Here is a 16,370-nt window from a genome sequence, read left to right as displayed (position 1 = left end):
TCCGCTCGACTTGCATGTATTAGGCACGCCGCCAGCGTTCGTCCTGAGCCAGGATCAAACTCTCCATGAAGTAATGGAGCGCAGATTAAGTTCATCACATCCTGTGAGAACATCTGCATGACCTGCAACGTGCAGGCCCCTGACTACGCACATCACTGTGCGATTTTTTTAAATCTGAATTAACAGGTACGTTTTGTCTTGTTTAGTTTTCAAAGATCATTTCCGCCTCTTGTTGAAGCGACTTTATTAATATAACATTTTGGATTTCTTTTGTCAAATGTTTTTTATTTTATTTCTCCGCCGCTGTGGGCTTGTTTTTTCATAAGCGCATCAGCGACGTTTAATAATATATCATGGTCAGGAATCAGAGTCAACATCTTTTTCGAAAGAATATCCTCGGTGATAGACAGCCTGCCCTTTCGTTGCTATCTGGCAGACGTTGATAAGCCCTTTGTCTGTCAGGTAATCAAGCATAACGCCAAGGTCTTGGGTAAAATGCTTTAAATCCGGATGATGAAGAAGCTCACCGAATTGCCAAATATCTTTTTCTTTCATCACTTCGAAAAGATGAGCCGAACCAATCTCAGCTTTGGAATTGATCAGAAAATCATTTGCTAAGAATAATAATTCGAGTCTTTTTTCCAAGCTCTCGTGACTATCAATCAGCTCCGAATATAACTTATACACTTGAGGCTCTATTTGGCGCACTTGGCTCCATACCGTGGTTTCCGGATGAAATCCCCTGTCGATTACTTCAATGCGCGCTAAATGATGCAGCGCGTGAACAATCGCATTGTAGGCATCTAAAAATTGATTGGCTTCAAAAAAAGCTTTTCCTTCTATATATCTTCTTATTAATTTGCCGTATTCGAGTCCGATCTTCAGTTTGCGTTCAGCAAACGGAAATGTATTCAGCCTGTCACTCAGTCCAACTATGTATTCGTTACGGTCAAATAAAACTCTACCATTTACAACCCAATCTATGATTCTTCTATTGGTGCCGAGCAAAATCCATTCTTGAATCTGAGAATCTGTTACCACATGTAAAGAAGCTGTTTTTTGATCAAGTTCATAATGCTTTATAAAAACAGGCTCGTCAGCCTCCTTTACAATCACCAGCAAAGCAGCATCAAAGTTGTCTGTTAAAGAAGATGTTTTGTTTCTTCTCTCAATTATAATGACAGCCAATGTATTGGGATGACTAGCTCTTTCTTGGTAAATTGGACGGAGAAGATTATCCATCACTATTCCTCCAATGCAATTGTTCAAAATTTTTTATTCTCTATATTGATTCAATTCTATGATGAAAACGAAATTCCTTTTTTCTAAACATATTGAACTATTATAAACAATTTCGTAAAAAGTCTCCATATGTAAATTCAAGTTCAATCGAAAACATGAAGAAAATCCCATCAGGTTTGTGCTATAGTTACATCAAAGGGGGATGGACATGGCGAAATACTCCAGCAAAATTAATAAAATCAGAACATTCGCATTAAGTTTGGTTTTCGTTGGGTTTATCATTATGTACATCGGGATTTTTTTCAAAGAGTCAGTTTTGCTATCCAGCTTGTTTATGATACTTGGGCTTTTATCCATCGGTCTCAGCACGATTGTTTACTTTTGGATTGGAATGCTTTCGACCAAAGCGGTTCGTGTCATATGCCCGGCCTGTGAAAAGGAGACAAAGATTTTAGGGAGAGTAGATATGTGTATGCATTGCAGGGAGCCGCTGACTTTAGATAAAGGCTTAGAAGGAAAAGAATTTGATGAGTCTTATAATAAAAAGAAAATGTCAAAATAAAATAAGCTGACCGTTTCGACGGCCAGCTTATTTTTAATGGTTTTCTTTTTTCGAACACTCTTGGCAGACACCGTAAATTTCTAAACGGTGGTGGCTTACTTTGAAGCCCGTGACATGGGCAGCCAGCTGCTCCACTTCGTCAAGGCCCGGATAATGGAAGTCCACAATTTTACCGCAGTTTTCACATATCGCGTGATAGTGATCGGATGTGACAAAATCGAACCTGCTGGAAGCATCGCCGTATGTCAGCTCTTTTACCAAACCGGATTCCCGAAACACACGCAAATTGTTATATACCGTCGCTACGCTCATGTTAGGAAATTTCCCTTCCAGAGCTTTATATATATCGTCCGCTGTTGGATGAGCCATAGAGTTAACGAGATATTCCAGAATCGCATGACGTTGAGGAGTGATGCGAACTCCGGTTTCCTTCAACGTTTCTAAGGCTTCTTTTAGTTCATGTGCAGCCATCCGTCATGCACCTCTCTTCTAAAAAAAATTCTTACATTGTAATGTTTATAATTAGTGTAACTCTTTCTACGATAATTTGTCAATTGATATCAAGGCAAAAGTAATCATATCATTTGAGGATCATAGAAAAATTTATTTTTCCGACATATCTTTGAGGGTTTGAAGCGCTTCGGCTACATGGTCTTTTACTTTTACCTTTCTCCATTCTTTTACGAGCCTGCCTTCTTTATCAATTAAAAAGGTGGAGCGCTCAATTCCCATATATTCTTTTCCGAAGTTCTTCTTCAGCTTCCAAACGTCAAACGCTTCCGCCAGCTTATGCTCGTCATCAACAAGAAGCAGAAAAGGAAGGTTATGCTTCTCTTTAAATTTTCCGTGTTTTTCCTGGCTGTCCGGGCTGACACCGATAATGACGGCATCAAGTTCTGCAAAGCTTTCGTGACTGTCCCGAAAATCGCATGCTTCAGTTGTGCATCCCGGTGTCATGTCTTTTGGATAAAAATAAAGCACAATATGTTTTCCTTTATAATCCGATAATTTCACTGTTTTTCCATGGTCGCCTTTCAACTCAAGGTCAGGCGCTTTTTGTCCGATTTCAATAGTCATTACATTACCTCCGATGTTTTTTTAATAAGCGTATCCAATTCTTGTCCAGATTACAACCATCGTTCCTTTCATCTTAAGCCTGATTCCATTGTTCTTGTATGGAAGCATGCTACAATAGAAAGGAGGCATGGAGATATAGGAGGTTTTTATTCTTGCATACAAAATCAATTGAACTTCACAACGAAGCATTAGAGCACATTGTCGGCGGTGTAAACAGCCCGTCTAGATCATATAAAGCAGTCGGCGGCGGTTCTCCCGTCGCAATGGAAAAAGCAAACGGCGCTTATTTTTGGGATCTGGACGGCAACAAATACATCGATTATTTGGCGGCGTACGGTCCGATCATTACCGGACATGCCCACCCGCACATTACAGAAGCGATTAAAAAAGCGGCAGAGAACGGTGTATTATATGGAACACCGACGAAACACGAGGTTACATTTGCAAAGATGCTCAAAGAAGCCATTCCCGCTATGGACAAAGTAAGATTCGTCAATTCGGGGACAGAAGCTGTTATGACGACGATCCGTGTAGCTCGCGCATATACAGGACGGACAAAAATCATTAAATTTGCAGGCTGTTATCACGGACATTCAGATCTAGTGCTTGTCGCTGCTGGTTCCGGGCCATCTACTCTCGGAACACCAGACTCAGCCGGTGTACCAAAAAGCATTGCAAATGAAGTCATCACAGTTCCATTTAATGATATCGAAAGCTATAAAGCGGCACTTGATAAATGGGGCAATGAAATCGCGGCGGTTCTCGTTGAACCGATTGTCGGCAACTTCGGAATTGTTGAGCCCAAAGAGGGCTTCTTAGAAAAAGTGAATGAACTGACACATGATGCAGGCGCCCTCGTTATTTACGATGAAGTCATTACGGCTTTTCGCTTTATGTATGGCGGCGCGCAGGATCTTCTGCAAGTGAAACCAGATTTAACAGCACTCGGAAAAATTATCGGCGGCGGACTTCCGATTGGCGCCTATGGCGGTAAAAAAGAAATTATGGAGCAGGTAGCTCCACTCGGACCGGCTTATCAGGCTGGAACAATGGCCGGGAACCCCGCTTCTATCCTAGCAGGCATCGCTTGTCTGGAAGTGCTCAAAGAGGAAGGCGTGTATGAAAAGCTCGATCATCTTGGCGCTATGCTTGAGGAAGGCATTTTACAACACGCGGAAACACACGGCATCACGATTACTGTCAACCGCTTAAAAGGTGCGCTCACGGTTTATTTCTCTGATGAGAAAGTCGAAAATTACGAGCAGGCTGAACGCAGTGATGGCGAAACATTTGCTACATTTTTCAAGCTGATGCTGGAACGCGGAGTTAATTTAGCTCCTTCTAAATATGAAGCCTGGTTTATTACTACCGCACATACAGAGCAGGATATTAAAGACACGCTTGCAGCAGTGGAGGATGCTTTTAAACATCTTAAGAACTAGAATCAGTCATCAAGGACAGGAGCATTATGCTCCTGTTTTTTTACGAATTCAAATTTCGTGTAAGATTTTGGTCCTTTTCTAGAAAAATAGCTTGAATATTTGGATTGATCCCTGTATATTACTTAATTGTTTAGCAAATAAACTAACCGGGAATTTTAAGGATTAGCCATTTGCTACGAATGTCATACAATTTACTATAGAAAGGAATGCACGCACAAACCAATGAAACTTGGTGCCCGCATTTTCAAAACAGGGATTGCGATTACACTTGCCCTTTATTTGGCTTCGTGGATCGGGCTTCCCGCGCCGATTTTTGCTGGGATTGCAGCGATATTTGCGATCCAACCGTCGATTTACCGCTCTTTTCTTATTATTATTGATCAGGTTCAAGCAAATATTATCGGAGCAGTGATTGCCACATTATTCGGCCTTATTTTCGGACCCAGCCCAATTATGATCGGGCTGACAGCTGTTATTGTCATTACAATCATGCTGAAGCTTAAAATTGAACACACTATTTCGATTGCTCTTGTAACAGTCATTGCGATTTTGGAATCTGCCGGTGACGACTTTTTGATGTTCGCACTGATCAGAACAAGCACAGTTATCTTAGGGGTGCTTTCTTCCTTTATCGTCAATCTTGTGTTTTTGCCTCCTAAGTACGAAACAAAGCTGATTCATAATACCGTCGAAAACACTGAAGAAATTTTGAAGTGGATCAGACTGTCTATGCGACAGTCAACAGAGCATTCGATTTTAAAAGAGGATATTGAAAAACTGAAAGAAAAAATGATCAAGCTTGATCAGACATATCTGCTATATAAAGAAGAAAGAAGCTATTTTAAGAAAACGACTTATGTGAAATCTAGAAAGCTTGTCCTGTTCAGGCAGGCTATTATCACAGCAAACCGGGCGCTTGATACATTGAAGAAGCTGCATCGTCTGGAAAACGACATCTATCATATGCCGGAAGAGTTTCAAGAAACACTGACTGAAGAGCTTGATTACCTGTTGTACTGGCATGAGCTGATTTTGATGCGGTTTGTCGGCAAAATTAAGCCGCATGATGACACAGATGGAGAAGGCATTCAATATAAACAGCTTTTAACAAAATCATTTTTAAAAAATCAGCAAAATACGGATGATGAGCTTATTGATTACAACATGCTTAATATTATGGCAAGTGCTGTAGAATATCGCGAGCAGCTTGAACATTTGGAAACACTCATCACGAGTTTTCAAACGTATCATCCGAAAGACTGTGAAATAGAAACAGAAGAGTAACCCGGCTATCAAGCCGGGTTTTTATATACAAAAAAATCTTATATCCTTCGTTAAAAGGATATAAGATTGAGGTTCAGCTCAAGTTTTGAATGGTAAATAAGTGCTTGTACTGGCTGTCATAGTCCATGAGTTCATCATGGCTTCCGATTTCGATGATTGTGCCGTTTTCCATAACGACAATCTTATCCGCATGTGTGATCGTCGATAGACGGTGGGCGACAACAAAAGTTGTTCTGTCCTTCGCCAGTTTGTCCATTGCTTCTTGAATGTAATGCTCACTTTCCAGGTCAAGAGCTGATGTCGCTTCATCTAAAATAAGGAGCGGCGGATTTTTCAGAAAGACCCGCGCGATTGAGATCCGCTGCTTTTGTCCGCCTGACAGCTTAACGCCTCTTTCTCCCACCCGAGTCTCATACCCTTCAGGAAAATTCATGATGAATTCATGGGCATTGGCAGCTTTGGCGGCTTCAATAATTTCGTCAAGAGTGGCATCAGGTTTGCCGATTGCGATATTTTCCCGAATCGTTTCGCTGAATAAAAAGGTATCCTGAAGCACCATGCCAACCTGGTTGCGAAGGCTTCTCGCTTCATAATCGCGAATATCAGTCCCGTCAATCATCAGTCTGCCGCTTGTGACATCATAAAATCTCGGGATCAGACTGACGAGTGTTGATTTGCCTCCTCCGCTCATGCCGACAAGGGCTACGGTTTCTCCTTTATTTACTTTTAAAGAGACATTATGAAGAATGTTGTCTTTTTCTTTTTCATATTGAAATGATACGTTTTGAAATTCCACTTCTCCGCGGATTTGGTCAGCTTTAATAGCATTTGGTTTATCAGTGAGTTCATATGGCTCGTCAATAAATTCAAACACCCTGTCCATTGATGCGATGGACTGTGTCAATGTTGTAGAAGAATTAATCAGCCTTCTCACAGGATTGTACATTCGGTCAATATATCCGACAAAAGCGACCATTGTTCCGACTGTCAGCGGTCCATTAATGACAAAATAGCCTGCGCATGCAATCACGATGAGCGGCGCCAAATCTGTAATGGTATTGACGACTGCAAAGGTTTTGGCATTCCAATTCGTGTGGCTGATGGCTTTATCTAAGAAATGGCTGTTTTTCTCATTAAAATTAGCTTGTTCATGATCCTCTATTGCAAAGCTTCTGATGACCGGCATGCCTTGAATGCGCTCGTGTAAATGCCCCTGCACTTGAGCAAGCGCCTGCGAGCGCTCCCTTGTCAGCTTTCTTAAACGGCCGTAAAAATACTTCACTGATATGCCGTATAATGGGAATAAAACGATTGAGATCAGTGTCAATTTAATGTCCAGTGTCAGCATGATAGAGATCACAATCAAAATCGTCAGCATATCAAGCCATATATTCATCAAACCTGTGATAACAAAATCTTTTGTTTGTTCCACATCATTGATCACTCGGGAAATAATTTCCCCTGTTCTTGTATTCGCATAAAAACGAAGACTTAGTTTCTGTATATGGCTGAACAGCTTGGCTCTTATATCGTAGAGCACCTTGCTGGCTGTCCACTGGGCAAAATATTGGCGATAATATTCAACAGGCGGGCGCAAAATTAAAAATAAGGCGAACATAATCGCCATAATGGTGAACAATGACGTTGTTTTGCCGCTGGCCGTTCCGCCTCCTTGGATAATATCGTCAACGACGTACTTAAGAAGCAATGGGAGAGCAAGCGGAATGGAGAATTTTACAATTCCGATTAATACTGTAATGAAAATTTGCTTCCTATAAGGTTTGACGAATTGCATATATCGTTTCATAACCCCCACGTTGTTTCCCCCTCTCTTTCTCATGATGTAAGTGTGAGTCCATGTGAAAAACCTGTTGTACCCCGCAACAGGTTTTTACGTAACTATTATTTTGTATAGTGTAAATACCGTTCATACCACATATCGACAAACTCTGGCGCAAATGGTCCCTGACGCTGGTGAATCCAGTGAAGCAGCGTGTTTAAGTAGTCTCTTAAAATACTGTCGATTTCTTTCGGGTAGTTCATGGCTTTCCGATGATCGTCATATTCGTCTTCATCGAGAATATTGTACGTCATATCAGGAAAAACCTTAACATCTAAGTCATAATCAATATATTTAATTGCTTCGCCATCATAGGCAAACGGAGAACTGATATTGCAATAGTAATGAACCCCGTCTTCCCTCAACATCCCAATGACATTAAACCATTGTCTTGCATGAAAATAACAGATTGCGGGCTCTCTTGTTATCCATGTCCGGCCGTCTGATTCAGTTACCATCGTCCGGTCATTGGCTCCGATGACACACATTTCTGTACTTTTTAAGATTGTTGTTTCATTCCAAATTCTATGAATCAGCCCGTTATGCTTATAGCTGTGAATCTGAATGGTTTCTCCTTCCTTGGGATAGCCCATATTTCTCCCCTACTTTCTATAAAGCCCTACAAGGTAGTATGTCCAAATTTGCTTACCGACAACGTCTTTTACCTATTATAACGTTACAAATTAAAAAATGAAAATAAAAGAGCCATTCCGGCCGGGGAATGGCACATTCCTGTTCTACACAAAGGAAGATGGCTTTTCTGAGTTGCGATATGAACGAATTACCTGCTCTGTCTGCTTTTGAAACATATCCTGTATATCAGCAAGATGTTTCCGTTTTACCGCAATCTCAGCCTGAATTCCCCGCAGCCTTGCGTCCCTTTCCAAATGCCGAAGTTCTGCTTCAATTTGTTTGCAGCGGTCGAGCTCTGATTGGAGCTCGAGAAGCTTGTCCATCGTCTTCATTTGTTCACATACCAGCTTTTCAAATTCCGTCATCGGTTCCTCCTTCAGCCTGGTGAAAGTATAAACGTCCCTCCTTTAATCATTCGATTCCAACCAGGTAAACCCTTTGACACATTCTGTAGACCTTTCACAAGTTTTGTCGTTTTACAAACGAAAAAAGCACTTCATCTGAAGATGAAGTGCTTTTTTCTGTTTCAGTGATTAGCTGTTTTGTTGTTTGTTTTGTTCAGCAGATTGGTTTTGCTGTCTAACCTGCTGAGCGTTCGTTTCGCTAGCGAATTCAGTGCCGAATTGACCTTGTTGGCCGGCAGCTGATTGCTGGTTTTGTTTTCTGACTTGCTGAGCGTTTGTTTCACTAGCAAATTCAGTGCCGAATTGACCTTGACCAGCAGCTGATTGTTGATTTTGTTTTTTGACTTGTTGTGCGTTTGTTTTGCTGAAATTATTTGAGTTAGCCATTGTTATCACCTCCACGGTCATTAGAATGTGCAGGTGATCGTACGGCTATTCCTCTTTTTTAAAATTTTTAAACGAGCAGTGAGCGTCCTCCGTCAACGATAATTGTCTGTCCGCGGATCATGTCAGCCTTGGAAGACACTAAAAATTCAACAGTATCAACCATGTCTTTAATTTCAACCATACGTCCCGCCGGCGTGTTTTGACGTGCATCCTCAAGCAGATCCTCTCTGTTCGGGAAGTGTTTGAGAGCATCTGTATCAATCGCTCCGCCTGATACGGCATTGACGATAATTTGTTTTGGTGAAAGCTCAACCGCAAGATAACGGGTTAAAGCTTCTAATGCCGCTTTTGATACGCCCACTGTCGTATAGTTTTCAAGATAGCGGATCGAACCTAGTGAACTGATGCTGACGATATGCCCGCCTCCGTTCTTTTCCATTAGCTTGGCCGCTTCTTGAGCACAGAAAAGCAAAGCTTTCGCGTTAATGTTCATGGTCCAGTCCCAATGTGTTTCTTCTAGTTCCATGACAGGTCTCAGAACGCCTGAAGCCGCATTATTGACAAACACATCAAGTCTGCCGAATGTTTCATCAATTTGCTGAAACATTTCTTTGATTTTTGCCGGCTGGCCTACATTTGCTTTTACGACAAGCACTTTGACACCCAGCTTTTCGATTTCTTCCGCTGTTTCCAAAGCTGCTTTTTTGCTGCGGGCATAGTTAATGACAATGTTATAGCCGTTCTCAGCTAGTCTCATCGCGGCTGCTTTTCCGACACCGCGGCTGCTTCCTGTTATGAGTGCACATTTATTTTGTTCCATTTTTTCCTCATCTCCTTATAGCGTATAGTTCTTTTATTTCCACAAACAATAATGGCAAGAACTGAAAAAGGGGGTCTTCTGTTATGTATGTCGGACGTGATATGAGCGAATTAAACATGGTTTCCAAAGAAGATTGGAAGAACAGTGAGCTCGCCTATTTTCATCATGCCTTTCAGCAAATTATGCCTTATTTGAACGAAGAAGGCCAATCAAAATATCGGGAATTAACGCAAGAAATTGAAGCGCGCGGCGGAATGAAGCGCAATGAAGCCGACTACACCCATGGCACGCGCGTTTCCTACGATTAAACATGTTTACGGAGCAGCCGAGTCCGCGGCTGCTTCCACTGCCATTTTCCAGATTTTTTGATGTGATACTGGGAACGCAAACTGTTCAAGCTCTTCTTTCGATACTTTTTTCAGCTCTTTGGCATCCGACACTTGTTTTACTTTACCGAAAAATACAGAAATATTCCATACAAGGTGGGTGAAAACGTGTTCCACAATACCTTGCAGATCACTGATATCAGCTTTTATCCCATGTTCATTTTCTAAAAATGCAGTGAGCTGTTCACGCTCGGTTTTGATTCCTTTTTGTGTTTCAAGATTAGGGAATTCCCATAGGTTGGCGAGCAAACCTTTTGACGGCCGCTTGTGTATATACACTTGTCCGTCTTCATCCGTCAGTACGATCGCGGCCATTGTTTTGACCCCGGGTTTTTTCTTTTTGCTTTTTACCGGAAGCTCCTGTTCAGTGCCTTCTTCAAATGCTGAGCAGTGCTGCTGAACCGGGCATAGAAGGCATGACGGCGATTTTGGCGTACAAATCAAGGCTCCTAGCTCCATTAGACCTTGATTGAATTCAGATGGTTTTTCTTTGGAAATGAATGCACGGATCGCGTCTTCAAAGACCGTTCTTGTTTTTGGTTTGGCAATATCATCCCAAATAGAAAGAATTCTGGACATGACACGCATCACATTTCCGTCAACCGCAGGAATAGGTTTATTGTAGGCGATACTGAGCACCGCTCCCTTTGTATAAGGGCCGACGCCTTTTAAGCCGCCAAACGCTTTCTCTTCTGAAGGGACAACGCCGCCATACTCCTGTTTCACTTCTTTTACAGCGCTTTGCAGATTTCTGACTCGTGAATAATAGCCGAGACCCTCCCATGCTTTCAGCACCTTTTCTTCATCAGCATCAGCGAGTGTTTCCACTGTCGGAAATTGCTCCACAAACCGCAGAAAGTATGGAATTACTGTTTCTACTCTCGTTTGCTGCAGCATGACTTCAGATACCCACACTTTATATGGATCTTGATCCTCTCTCCACGGAAGTACGCGCTGTTCCCGTTCGAACCATGAGATGAGATCATCGCGAAATTGCTGTATGTCTTTTTGTTTTAATTTGTCTTCAAGTACGTTCATATGTGTTTCTCCCCAGTCTTTCGCGCCCCGCTTTTCTTTAGACTGTTTTTTGTTGTACACTAAGGGCACAGTACGATAATATGTTACATTAAATAGAAGTAAAGAAAAAGCAGAAATATATGAGAACGATTGAATCGATTTGAAAATGGGGTATATGAAAACGGGGAATACCTTACAAAAGTGAATGTGCAGGGCATTCCTGCAAGGAGGTCACCTATGGATACAGGCACACATGTCGTGATGGGCATTGCACTTGGCGGTATTGCAACACTGGACCCTGTTGCCGGATCAGATCCAGCAATGGCTCATGCTGTTATGATCGCAACGATTGCAGGCTCTCAAGCTCCAGATATTGATACTGTGTTAAAGCTTAAAAACAATGCTGTTTATATAAGAAATCACAGAGGGTTTACCCATTCCATTCCCGCCGTTTTGTTTTGGTCTGTCATTATTCCGGCAATTTTGCATGTATTTTATCCAGAGTCCAATTTTCTGCACCTGTGGCTGTGGACGCTGCTGGCGGTCGTACTGCATGTCTTTGTTGATATTTTCAATGCGTACGGAACGCAAGCGATACGTCCATTTTCGAAAAAATGGGTTGCGCTCGGTCTGATTAATACGTTTGATCCGTTTATTTTTATCAGCCACCTGGCTGCTATCGCGGTTTGGTATGCAGGGGGCAATCCCGGCATTACGTTTCTCAGCTTATATATCATATTGGCAGGCTATTATTTGGTACGCCTGATCATGCAGCTGAGAATTAAACGGAAGCTTCGTGAGATGATTCATGATGAGATTGAAAATATTATTATTTCACCGACGATGAAATTCAGGCAATGGCGGATCGCCGTAACGACAGCCCATGCTTTTTATGTGGGAAGAAGCATGGAAGGGCACGTCGTAATTCTGGATACATTTAATCGGGTGCCTGTTCCTGAAACCGACGTGATGCATGCGGCAAAGCAGGATGATAACATTGCGGCGTTTCTGTCATTTTCTCCAGTTTACCGGTGGGAAGTCGATACGTTTAAAGATCATTACGAGGTAAGGTTTATAGACCTGCGTTATCGCAGCAAAGGCCATTACCCGTTTGTCGCTATCGTTCATATCGGCCATGATCTCACGATTCGGTCGTCTTATACAGGATGGATATTCAGCGAAGAAAAGCTTCAGAAAAAATTAAAGCTCAGCTCTGTTTAGAGCCTGGCTTTAATTGTTGTCAAAATCCTAAAACTTTTCATTTTAGGATTTTGACATCTTTATCTTAGCGGGATTGAAAACCCTTGAAGTCTAGGAGGAGCGGAGCGAATGTTATCATTCGCGAACACCAACGCGCAGGCCTGACAACGAATGCGAGGGTTTGTCGACACGCTGAGCCAGGCTCTATTTAGAGCCTGGCTTTTTTCGTCTAATATATATAATAGCAATCAGCAGACTGACGAGAGTGAGCATCATTGATATTTTAAAGTATGGCGGATAGTAAACCAGCTCAATGTGATTGTCTCCCTTTTGCGCCTTGAAACCTAGAAAAGCATAATCCGCTTTTTCGAGCGTCTGTGGTTTCCCGTTAATCTTCAGCTCCCAGCCTTTTTCATAAGGAATCGGAAGCATGATGTACTGGTCTTTTGACAGATGATATGCAAATGTCAGCTTATTTTTATCCCATTTCAGATTGTCTGCTTTGTCTGTGTTGTTTTGCAGCACTGCGCTTTTCAGTGTGCTGTAGTTTTCTTCATAGAGTGCTATGTTTTTCAGCTCATACGCCCCTTTTGGAAGCTTGATTGAGATATGGTCTGATTTAGGCACTCTGACTGTGATATCGTTTACTCCTGTTTTATAAATTGATTGGTTCGATTTCCTCGTTGTGACATAATCATTGACCTTTAGTGTAAATCCTTTGTCTTTTGCTTTGCTTTTCAAATAAAAGCTGACATAGTAGTCTCCCGGAGCGGATGAAGCCTCTTCCGGAGTGATGATCAGTTCTCCTCCGTTTTCTCCAGTTACAGTGAGCAGTCCGTTTTGATACTGAGCATGTTTTGCGGTGATATCCGACTTACGAATCAAATTGGCCAGTTTTGGCGCCTGCTCCGTTTTTTCTGACGGATCTGCTAACACAATTCCTTTCAGCATGGCCTGTTCTTTCGCAAGAGCGGGTCGTTTGTCCAGCTCGCTTTCGCTGTATAAGACATCAGCTGTTTTGACAAAAGGAAGCATGTATTGATTTTCATAAATGACATAACGCTCTGATTCCGCATGCTTTTTGAAGCCATACGGGACGTTGGCTTCATTTGTTTTTTCCGTCATGTAATATTTGCCGTAAAGCAGGCTGTATAAATTCGCCCTGTCTCCGAATGACGCATAACGGCTGACGCTTTCTCTCCCCATGTCGATGCTCAAATCATTCCAATAGAAGGTCAGCAGATGTTTGTTCAAAATGCTTGAATAGGCGCTGACTCCATTAAACCCGTAAATGATTGGCGTATTATTAAAGACACCATTCATCCAGTCAATTCTCATGAGCGGATCATCATCTTCCTTCTGTAATCGCCTGATGAGCTCAGAAGCTTCTTGCCCTTTGTATTCCTCACCCGTGAGATATGCTTTTGTCACACTATCCAAACCGCCTCCTTCTGAGAGCGCGTATTTTTGATAGATGTTGGCGATAAACAGTGAAGAAAGAATAACTACACCGTATACAGCTGCTTTCGCCCATTTTTTCGTGAAGCCCGCAGCAAACAAAGCTGCGATTGTCAGGAATAAGAGCAATAGAATGCTTTTATTCGCAGTCTCCCATATATCCAGCTCATACCTGTGGATATGATACATGTAAAGAAGCAGAACAACAGCTATGGCCGGGAGCAATTCTTTCCATTTCAATTTAGACAGCTGTGACAGGCCCGCTGCGGCTGCCCCCGCAATGGTAAATGCCAGAACATATTCAAACCGGTTTTGCGGGGCGGAAAAGCCGTTAAACACACTTGCCGCATACGGGCTGAAGTGAAAAAGAATAAATAACAGGCTCACCCCGGCAAAGAGTCGAAACACACGGTTTTTGTAAAAAGAAACAATAAACAAAAACAGCAGAAAGGCTGCCGGCAAAATGATAATCCGGCTCGAAAATAAGATATTATCATCGAAATTGAGCCACTCGATTTTCTGGCTGTACGGGGGACGCAGGTTGTTTAAATAACCATATACCACCGGCACAAATGCCGCCGTACTGATACCAAAGGAAATAAGGCCTGAAACCAAAAACATTCTGAATTGGATCCATCTTTTCTCTTCATGCTTTTCCAGTCTGATCAGCCATCTGAATAGCACGTAGATTCCGATGAATATAAGGTTTATGTATGCAAAGTAAAAATTATTGATTAACGTTAGCGCGCACGCAATGATAAACCATGCCGGACGACGCTCTCTCATGATTTTTTCTGCTCCGAGCACAAGCAGCGGGAGCCAAATCATCGTATCGGTAAAGAATTCCCAATATGCTTCGTGGCGGAAATAAATGATCGAGACACCGTATAACACAGCCCCCGTAAACGAAGCCGCTCTATGTTTGAGAAGGTAGTGGAAAACAGATGCAGCTGTAAAGATGATTAAACTCAGTTTAAAAATACTGACAAAAACAGCTGACTCCGCCCAAAAAAGCGTATCCGCTTCTCCGATCAGCTGGATCGCTTGAAGAAGCCAGACGCCGGCGGATACAACAAGAAACAAAAAGGAAGCAGAAAAATAATAGCCGAGCTGACTGAATGTGCCGCCGCCGAGTCCGAATGAATATTGATAGAAAAAATTCAAGTGTGTGTATTGGTCAAATAATAATTTTTTAAATACAATCATTTGTGCAAGCCCGTCACCCGGGCCTGTCATATACCTGCCGTCTGCCCATTCTTTCACAAAAAAAGCGTGTGCCAGAATGGAAACAAGCAGACTGGCCGCATAAATCATGACATATTTTCTTTTCATATAAATTCTCCAGTCTTGCTTTTAGATAGTGGACATACAAAAAAGCACTGGCAATAGCGCTTACATATTCAGTGCATTTTTGTCAGACGCCGCATGCTTTTCAATTCTTTGGTTTCAGGCAGGTCTTTGTTCGTGATATTCGCTTCTTTAATCAAATAATGCGGGCGTTTTTTTGTTTCATAATAGATTCGGCCGATGTATTCGCCTATGATGCCGAGACTTAGCAGCTGTACTCCGCCGAGAAATAATACTGCTGAGATAATGGTGAAATAGCCAGGCACAGAAATGCCGTTTGTCAAAATTTTAACGAATGTGGCAATGATATAAATGACGGAAAGCAGCAAAATGAAAATGCCGGTATAAAAGCATATTCTCAGCGGCTTATGGTTAAATGAAACGACGCCGTCCATTCCATAGTTAAACAGACTGCTGAACGACCATTTGGATGTGCCATTTTTTCGTTCGACATTTTCATAAAACACAATTTTTTGATCGAATCCAATCCAGCAAAATAAACCCTTGGAGAAGCGGTTGCCTTCGCTCAGTTTCAAAAGAGCGTCCACTGCTTGTCGGCTTAACAGCCGGAAGTCTCCGACACCGTCACGCAGATCCACCTCCACTGCTTTATTAATGAACTTGTAATACAGAGATGAGAGGAGTGAGCGGACAGGGTTGTCTCCTTTTCGGTTTCTTTGGGCAATGACTTGATCATAGCCTTCTTCATAGCCTTTGATAAATTCTTTCAGCAAATAGGTTGGATGCTGCAGATCAGCGTCCATTACGATGACCGCCTCGCCTTGAACATGCTCAAAGCCAGCCAGAATTGCGGCTTCTTTGCCGAAGTTTCGAGAGAAAGATATGTATTTCACCTTGCTGCATACGGCTGCCAAATCTTTGATCTGCTGAAGCGTGTCATCAACACTTCCGTCGTTTATGAAGAAAATTTCATAGTCATAAGGAATGGTCTTGAATTCCTTTTGCAAAGATTCATGAATGAGTTTGATATTATCTCCTTCATTGTAAGACGGAATGATAATCGAGATTAATCCTTGCTTCATTAAGGCACCTTCTTCTTTTTATTCTATTTAAGTTTTGCCTTAGGGGGGGGGGTGCAGACAAATCTTCAATAAGGCTATTCCTTTTTTAAAAGTCGTTTAAACCTGCTTTTTGTTACATTTTATGATGTCATTTTTTAATGTTATTTTGTCATGTTTAAAACAGACTATGAAAAAAACGCACAGAAAAAGTCTGCCATTATGACAGACGAGCGGAGAGACATTCTGACT

At 42.0% G+C, this 16,370-nt stretch carries 16 protein-coding genes and 1 rRNA gene; 5 read left to right on the top strand and 12 right to left on the bottom strand.

Going from position 1 to position 16,370, the window contains the following annotated elements:
* Both AAGG74_RS22530 and AAGG74_RS22525 read right to left on the bottom strand, forming a co-directional pair.
* Nucleotides 1-70, bottom strand: a 16S ribosomal RNA gene (locus AAGG74_RS22530); the annotation flags it as partial.
* A gap of 287 nt (nucleotides 71-357) precedes the next feature.
* On the bottom strand, nucleotides 358-1,242 hold the full coding sequence (locus tag AAGG74_RS22525; RefSeq protein WP_225493967.1) for a nucleotidyltransferase-like protein: 885 nt from the start codon (nucleotides 1,240-1,242) through the stop codon (nucleotides 358-360).
* A gap of 208 nt (nucleotides 1,243-1,450) precedes the next feature.
* Here AAGG74_RS22525 and AAGG74_RS22520 point away from each other — a divergent pair, with 208 nt between their 5' ends.
* A complete protein-coding gene (locus tag AAGG74_RS22520) occupies nucleotides 1,451-1,804 on the top strand; it encodes a YgzB family protein (RefSeq protein WP_162102892.1) in 354 nt (117 codons plus the stop codon).
* A gap of 33 nt (nucleotides 1,805-1,837) precedes the next feature.
* Here AAGG74_RS22520 and perR read toward each other — a convergent pair whose 3' ends face one another.
* Both perR and bcp read right to left on the bottom strand, forming a co-directional pair.
* Nucleotides 1,838-2,275, bottom strand: coding sequence for a peroxide-responsive transcriptional repressor PerR (gene perR, locus AAGG74_RS22515; RefSeq protein ID WP_003223285.1), 438 nt, complete (start codon nucleotides 2,273-2,275; stop codon nucleotides 1,838-1,840).
* A 132-nt stretch (nucleotides 2,276-2,407) separates the two neighbouring features.
* On the bottom strand, nucleotides 2,408-2,881 hold the full coding sequence (gene bcp / locus AAGG74_RS22510) for a thioredoxin-dependent thiol peroxidase (RefSeq protein ID WP_225493968.1): 474 nt from the start codon (nucleotides 2,879-2,881) through the stop codon (nucleotides 2,408-2,410).
* A 152-nt stretch (nucleotides 2,882-3,033) separates the two neighbouring features.
* Between bcp and AAGG74_RS22505 the strand changes: the two genes are divergently transcribed.
* A complete protein-coding gene (locus AAGG74_RS22505; RefSeq protein ID WP_162102894.1) occupies nucleotides 3,034-4,323 on the top strand; it encodes a glutamate-1-semialdehyde 2,1-aminomutase in 1,290 nt (429 codons plus the stop codon).
* Between the two features lie 222 nt (nucleotides 4,324-4,545).
* On the top strand, nucleotides 4,546-5,607 hold the full coding sequence (locus tag AAGG74_RS22500) for an aromatic acid exporter family protein (RefSeq protein ID WP_162102895.1): 1,062 nt from the start codon (nucleotides 4,546-4,548) through the stop codon (nucleotides 5,605-5,607).
* 73 nt (nucleotides 5,608-5,680) lie between these two features.
* On the opposite strand, the gene AAGG74_RS22495 is transcribed toward AAGG74_RS22500, so the two are convergent.
* From AAGG74_RS22495 to fabL, 5 genes are all read right to left on the bottom strand, one after another.
* Nucleotides 5,681-7,423 carry an ABC transporter ATP-binding protein gene (locus AAGG74_RS22495; protein WP_162102896.1) on the bottom strand — a complete coding sequence of 581 codons (1,743 nt, stop codon included), beginning with the start codon at nucleotides 7,421-7,423 and terminating at the stop codon, nucleotides 5,681-5,683.
* An 86-nt stretch (nucleotides 7,424-7,509) separates the two neighbouring features.
* Nucleotides 7,510-8,040, bottom strand: a complete 531-nt coding sequence (gene ntdP / locus AAGG74_RS22490) for a nucleoside tri-diphosphate phosphatase (protein ID WP_075749749.1) — start codon at nucleotides 8,038-8,040, stop codon at nucleotides 7,510-7,512.
* Nucleotides 8,041-8,184: 144 nt separating this feature from the next.
* Entirely contained in the window at nucleotides 8,185-8,445 is a 261-nt protein-coding gene (locus tag AAGG74_RS22485; protein WP_429677293.1) for a YgaB family protein, read from the bottom strand.
* Nucleotides 8,446-8,613: 168 nt separating this feature from the next.
* On the bottom strand, nucleotides 8,614-8,871 hold the full coding sequence (gene sspE / locus AAGG74_RS22480) for a gamma type acid-soluble spore protein SspE (protein WP_162102899.1): 258 nt from the start codon (nucleotides 8,869-8,871) through the stop codon (nucleotides 8,614-8,616).
* Between the two features lie 67 nt (nucleotides 8,872-8,938).
* Complete coding sequence (gene fabL / locus AAGG74_RS22475; protein ID WP_162102900.1) at nucleotides 8,939-9,691, bottom strand: enoyl-[acyl-carrier-protein] reductase FabL; 753 nt, start codon at nucleotides 9,689-9,691, stop codon at nucleotides 8,939-8,941.
* Nucleotides 9,692-9,774: 83 nt separating this feature from the next.
* Here fabL and AAGG74_RS22470 point away from each other — a divergent pair, with 83 nt between their 5' ends.
* Nucleotides 9,775-9,999 (top strand): hypothetical protein, encoded by a 225-nt coding sequence (locus AAGG74_RS22470; protein WP_162102901.1) that lies wholly within the window; start codon nucleotides 9,775-9,777, stop codon nucleotides 9,997-9,999.
* A gap of 6 nt (nucleotides 10,000-10,005) precedes the next feature.
* On the opposite strand, the gene mutY is transcribed toward AAGG74_RS22470, so the two are convergent.
* Nucleotides 10,006-11,115: an A/G-specific adenine glycosylase gene (gene mutY, locus AAGG74_RS22465; protein ID WP_162102902.1), complete on the bottom strand. Its 1,110-nt coding sequence runs from the start codon at nucleotides 11,113-11,115 to the stop codon at nucleotides 10,006-10,008.
* Between the two features lie 216 nt (nucleotides 11,116-11,331).
* Between mutY and AAGG74_RS22460 the strand changes: the two genes are divergently transcribed.
* A complete protein-coding gene (locus tag AAGG74_RS22460; RefSeq protein WP_429677292.1) occupies nucleotides 11,332-12,315 on the top strand; it encodes a metal-dependent hydrolase in 984 nt (327 codons plus the stop codon).
* A 183-nt stretch (nucleotides 12,316-12,498) separates the two neighbouring features.
* Here AAGG74_RS22460 and AAGG74_RS22455 read toward each other — a convergent pair whose 3' ends face one another.
* Both AAGG74_RS22455 and AAGG74_RS22450 read right to left on the bottom strand, forming a co-directional pair.
* On the bottom strand, nucleotides 12,499-15,084 hold the full coding sequence (locus tag AAGG74_RS22455; RefSeq protein ID WP_429677291.1) for a YfhO family protein: 2,586 nt from the start codon (nucleotides 15,082-15,084) through the stop codon (nucleotides 12,499-12,501).
* Nucleotides 15,085-15,152: 68 nt separating this feature from the next.
* Nucleotides 15,153-16,142, bottom strand: a complete 990-nt coding sequence (locus tag AAGG74_RS22450) for a glycosyltransferase family 2 protein (RefSeq protein ID WP_429677290.1) — start codon at nucleotides 16,140-16,142, stop codon at nucleotides 15,153-15,155.
* Between the last annotated feature and the right edge of the window lie 228 nt (nucleotides 16,143-16,370).

The sequence above is a fragment of the Bacillus mexicanus genome (genome assembly GCF_050445615.1).
In the GTDB taxonomy this organism is placed as follows: Bacteria; Bacillota; Bacilli; order Bacillales; family Bacillaceae; genus Bacillus; species Bacillus mexicanus.
This window is presented reverse-complemented; position numbering and strand designations above follow the sequence as displayed.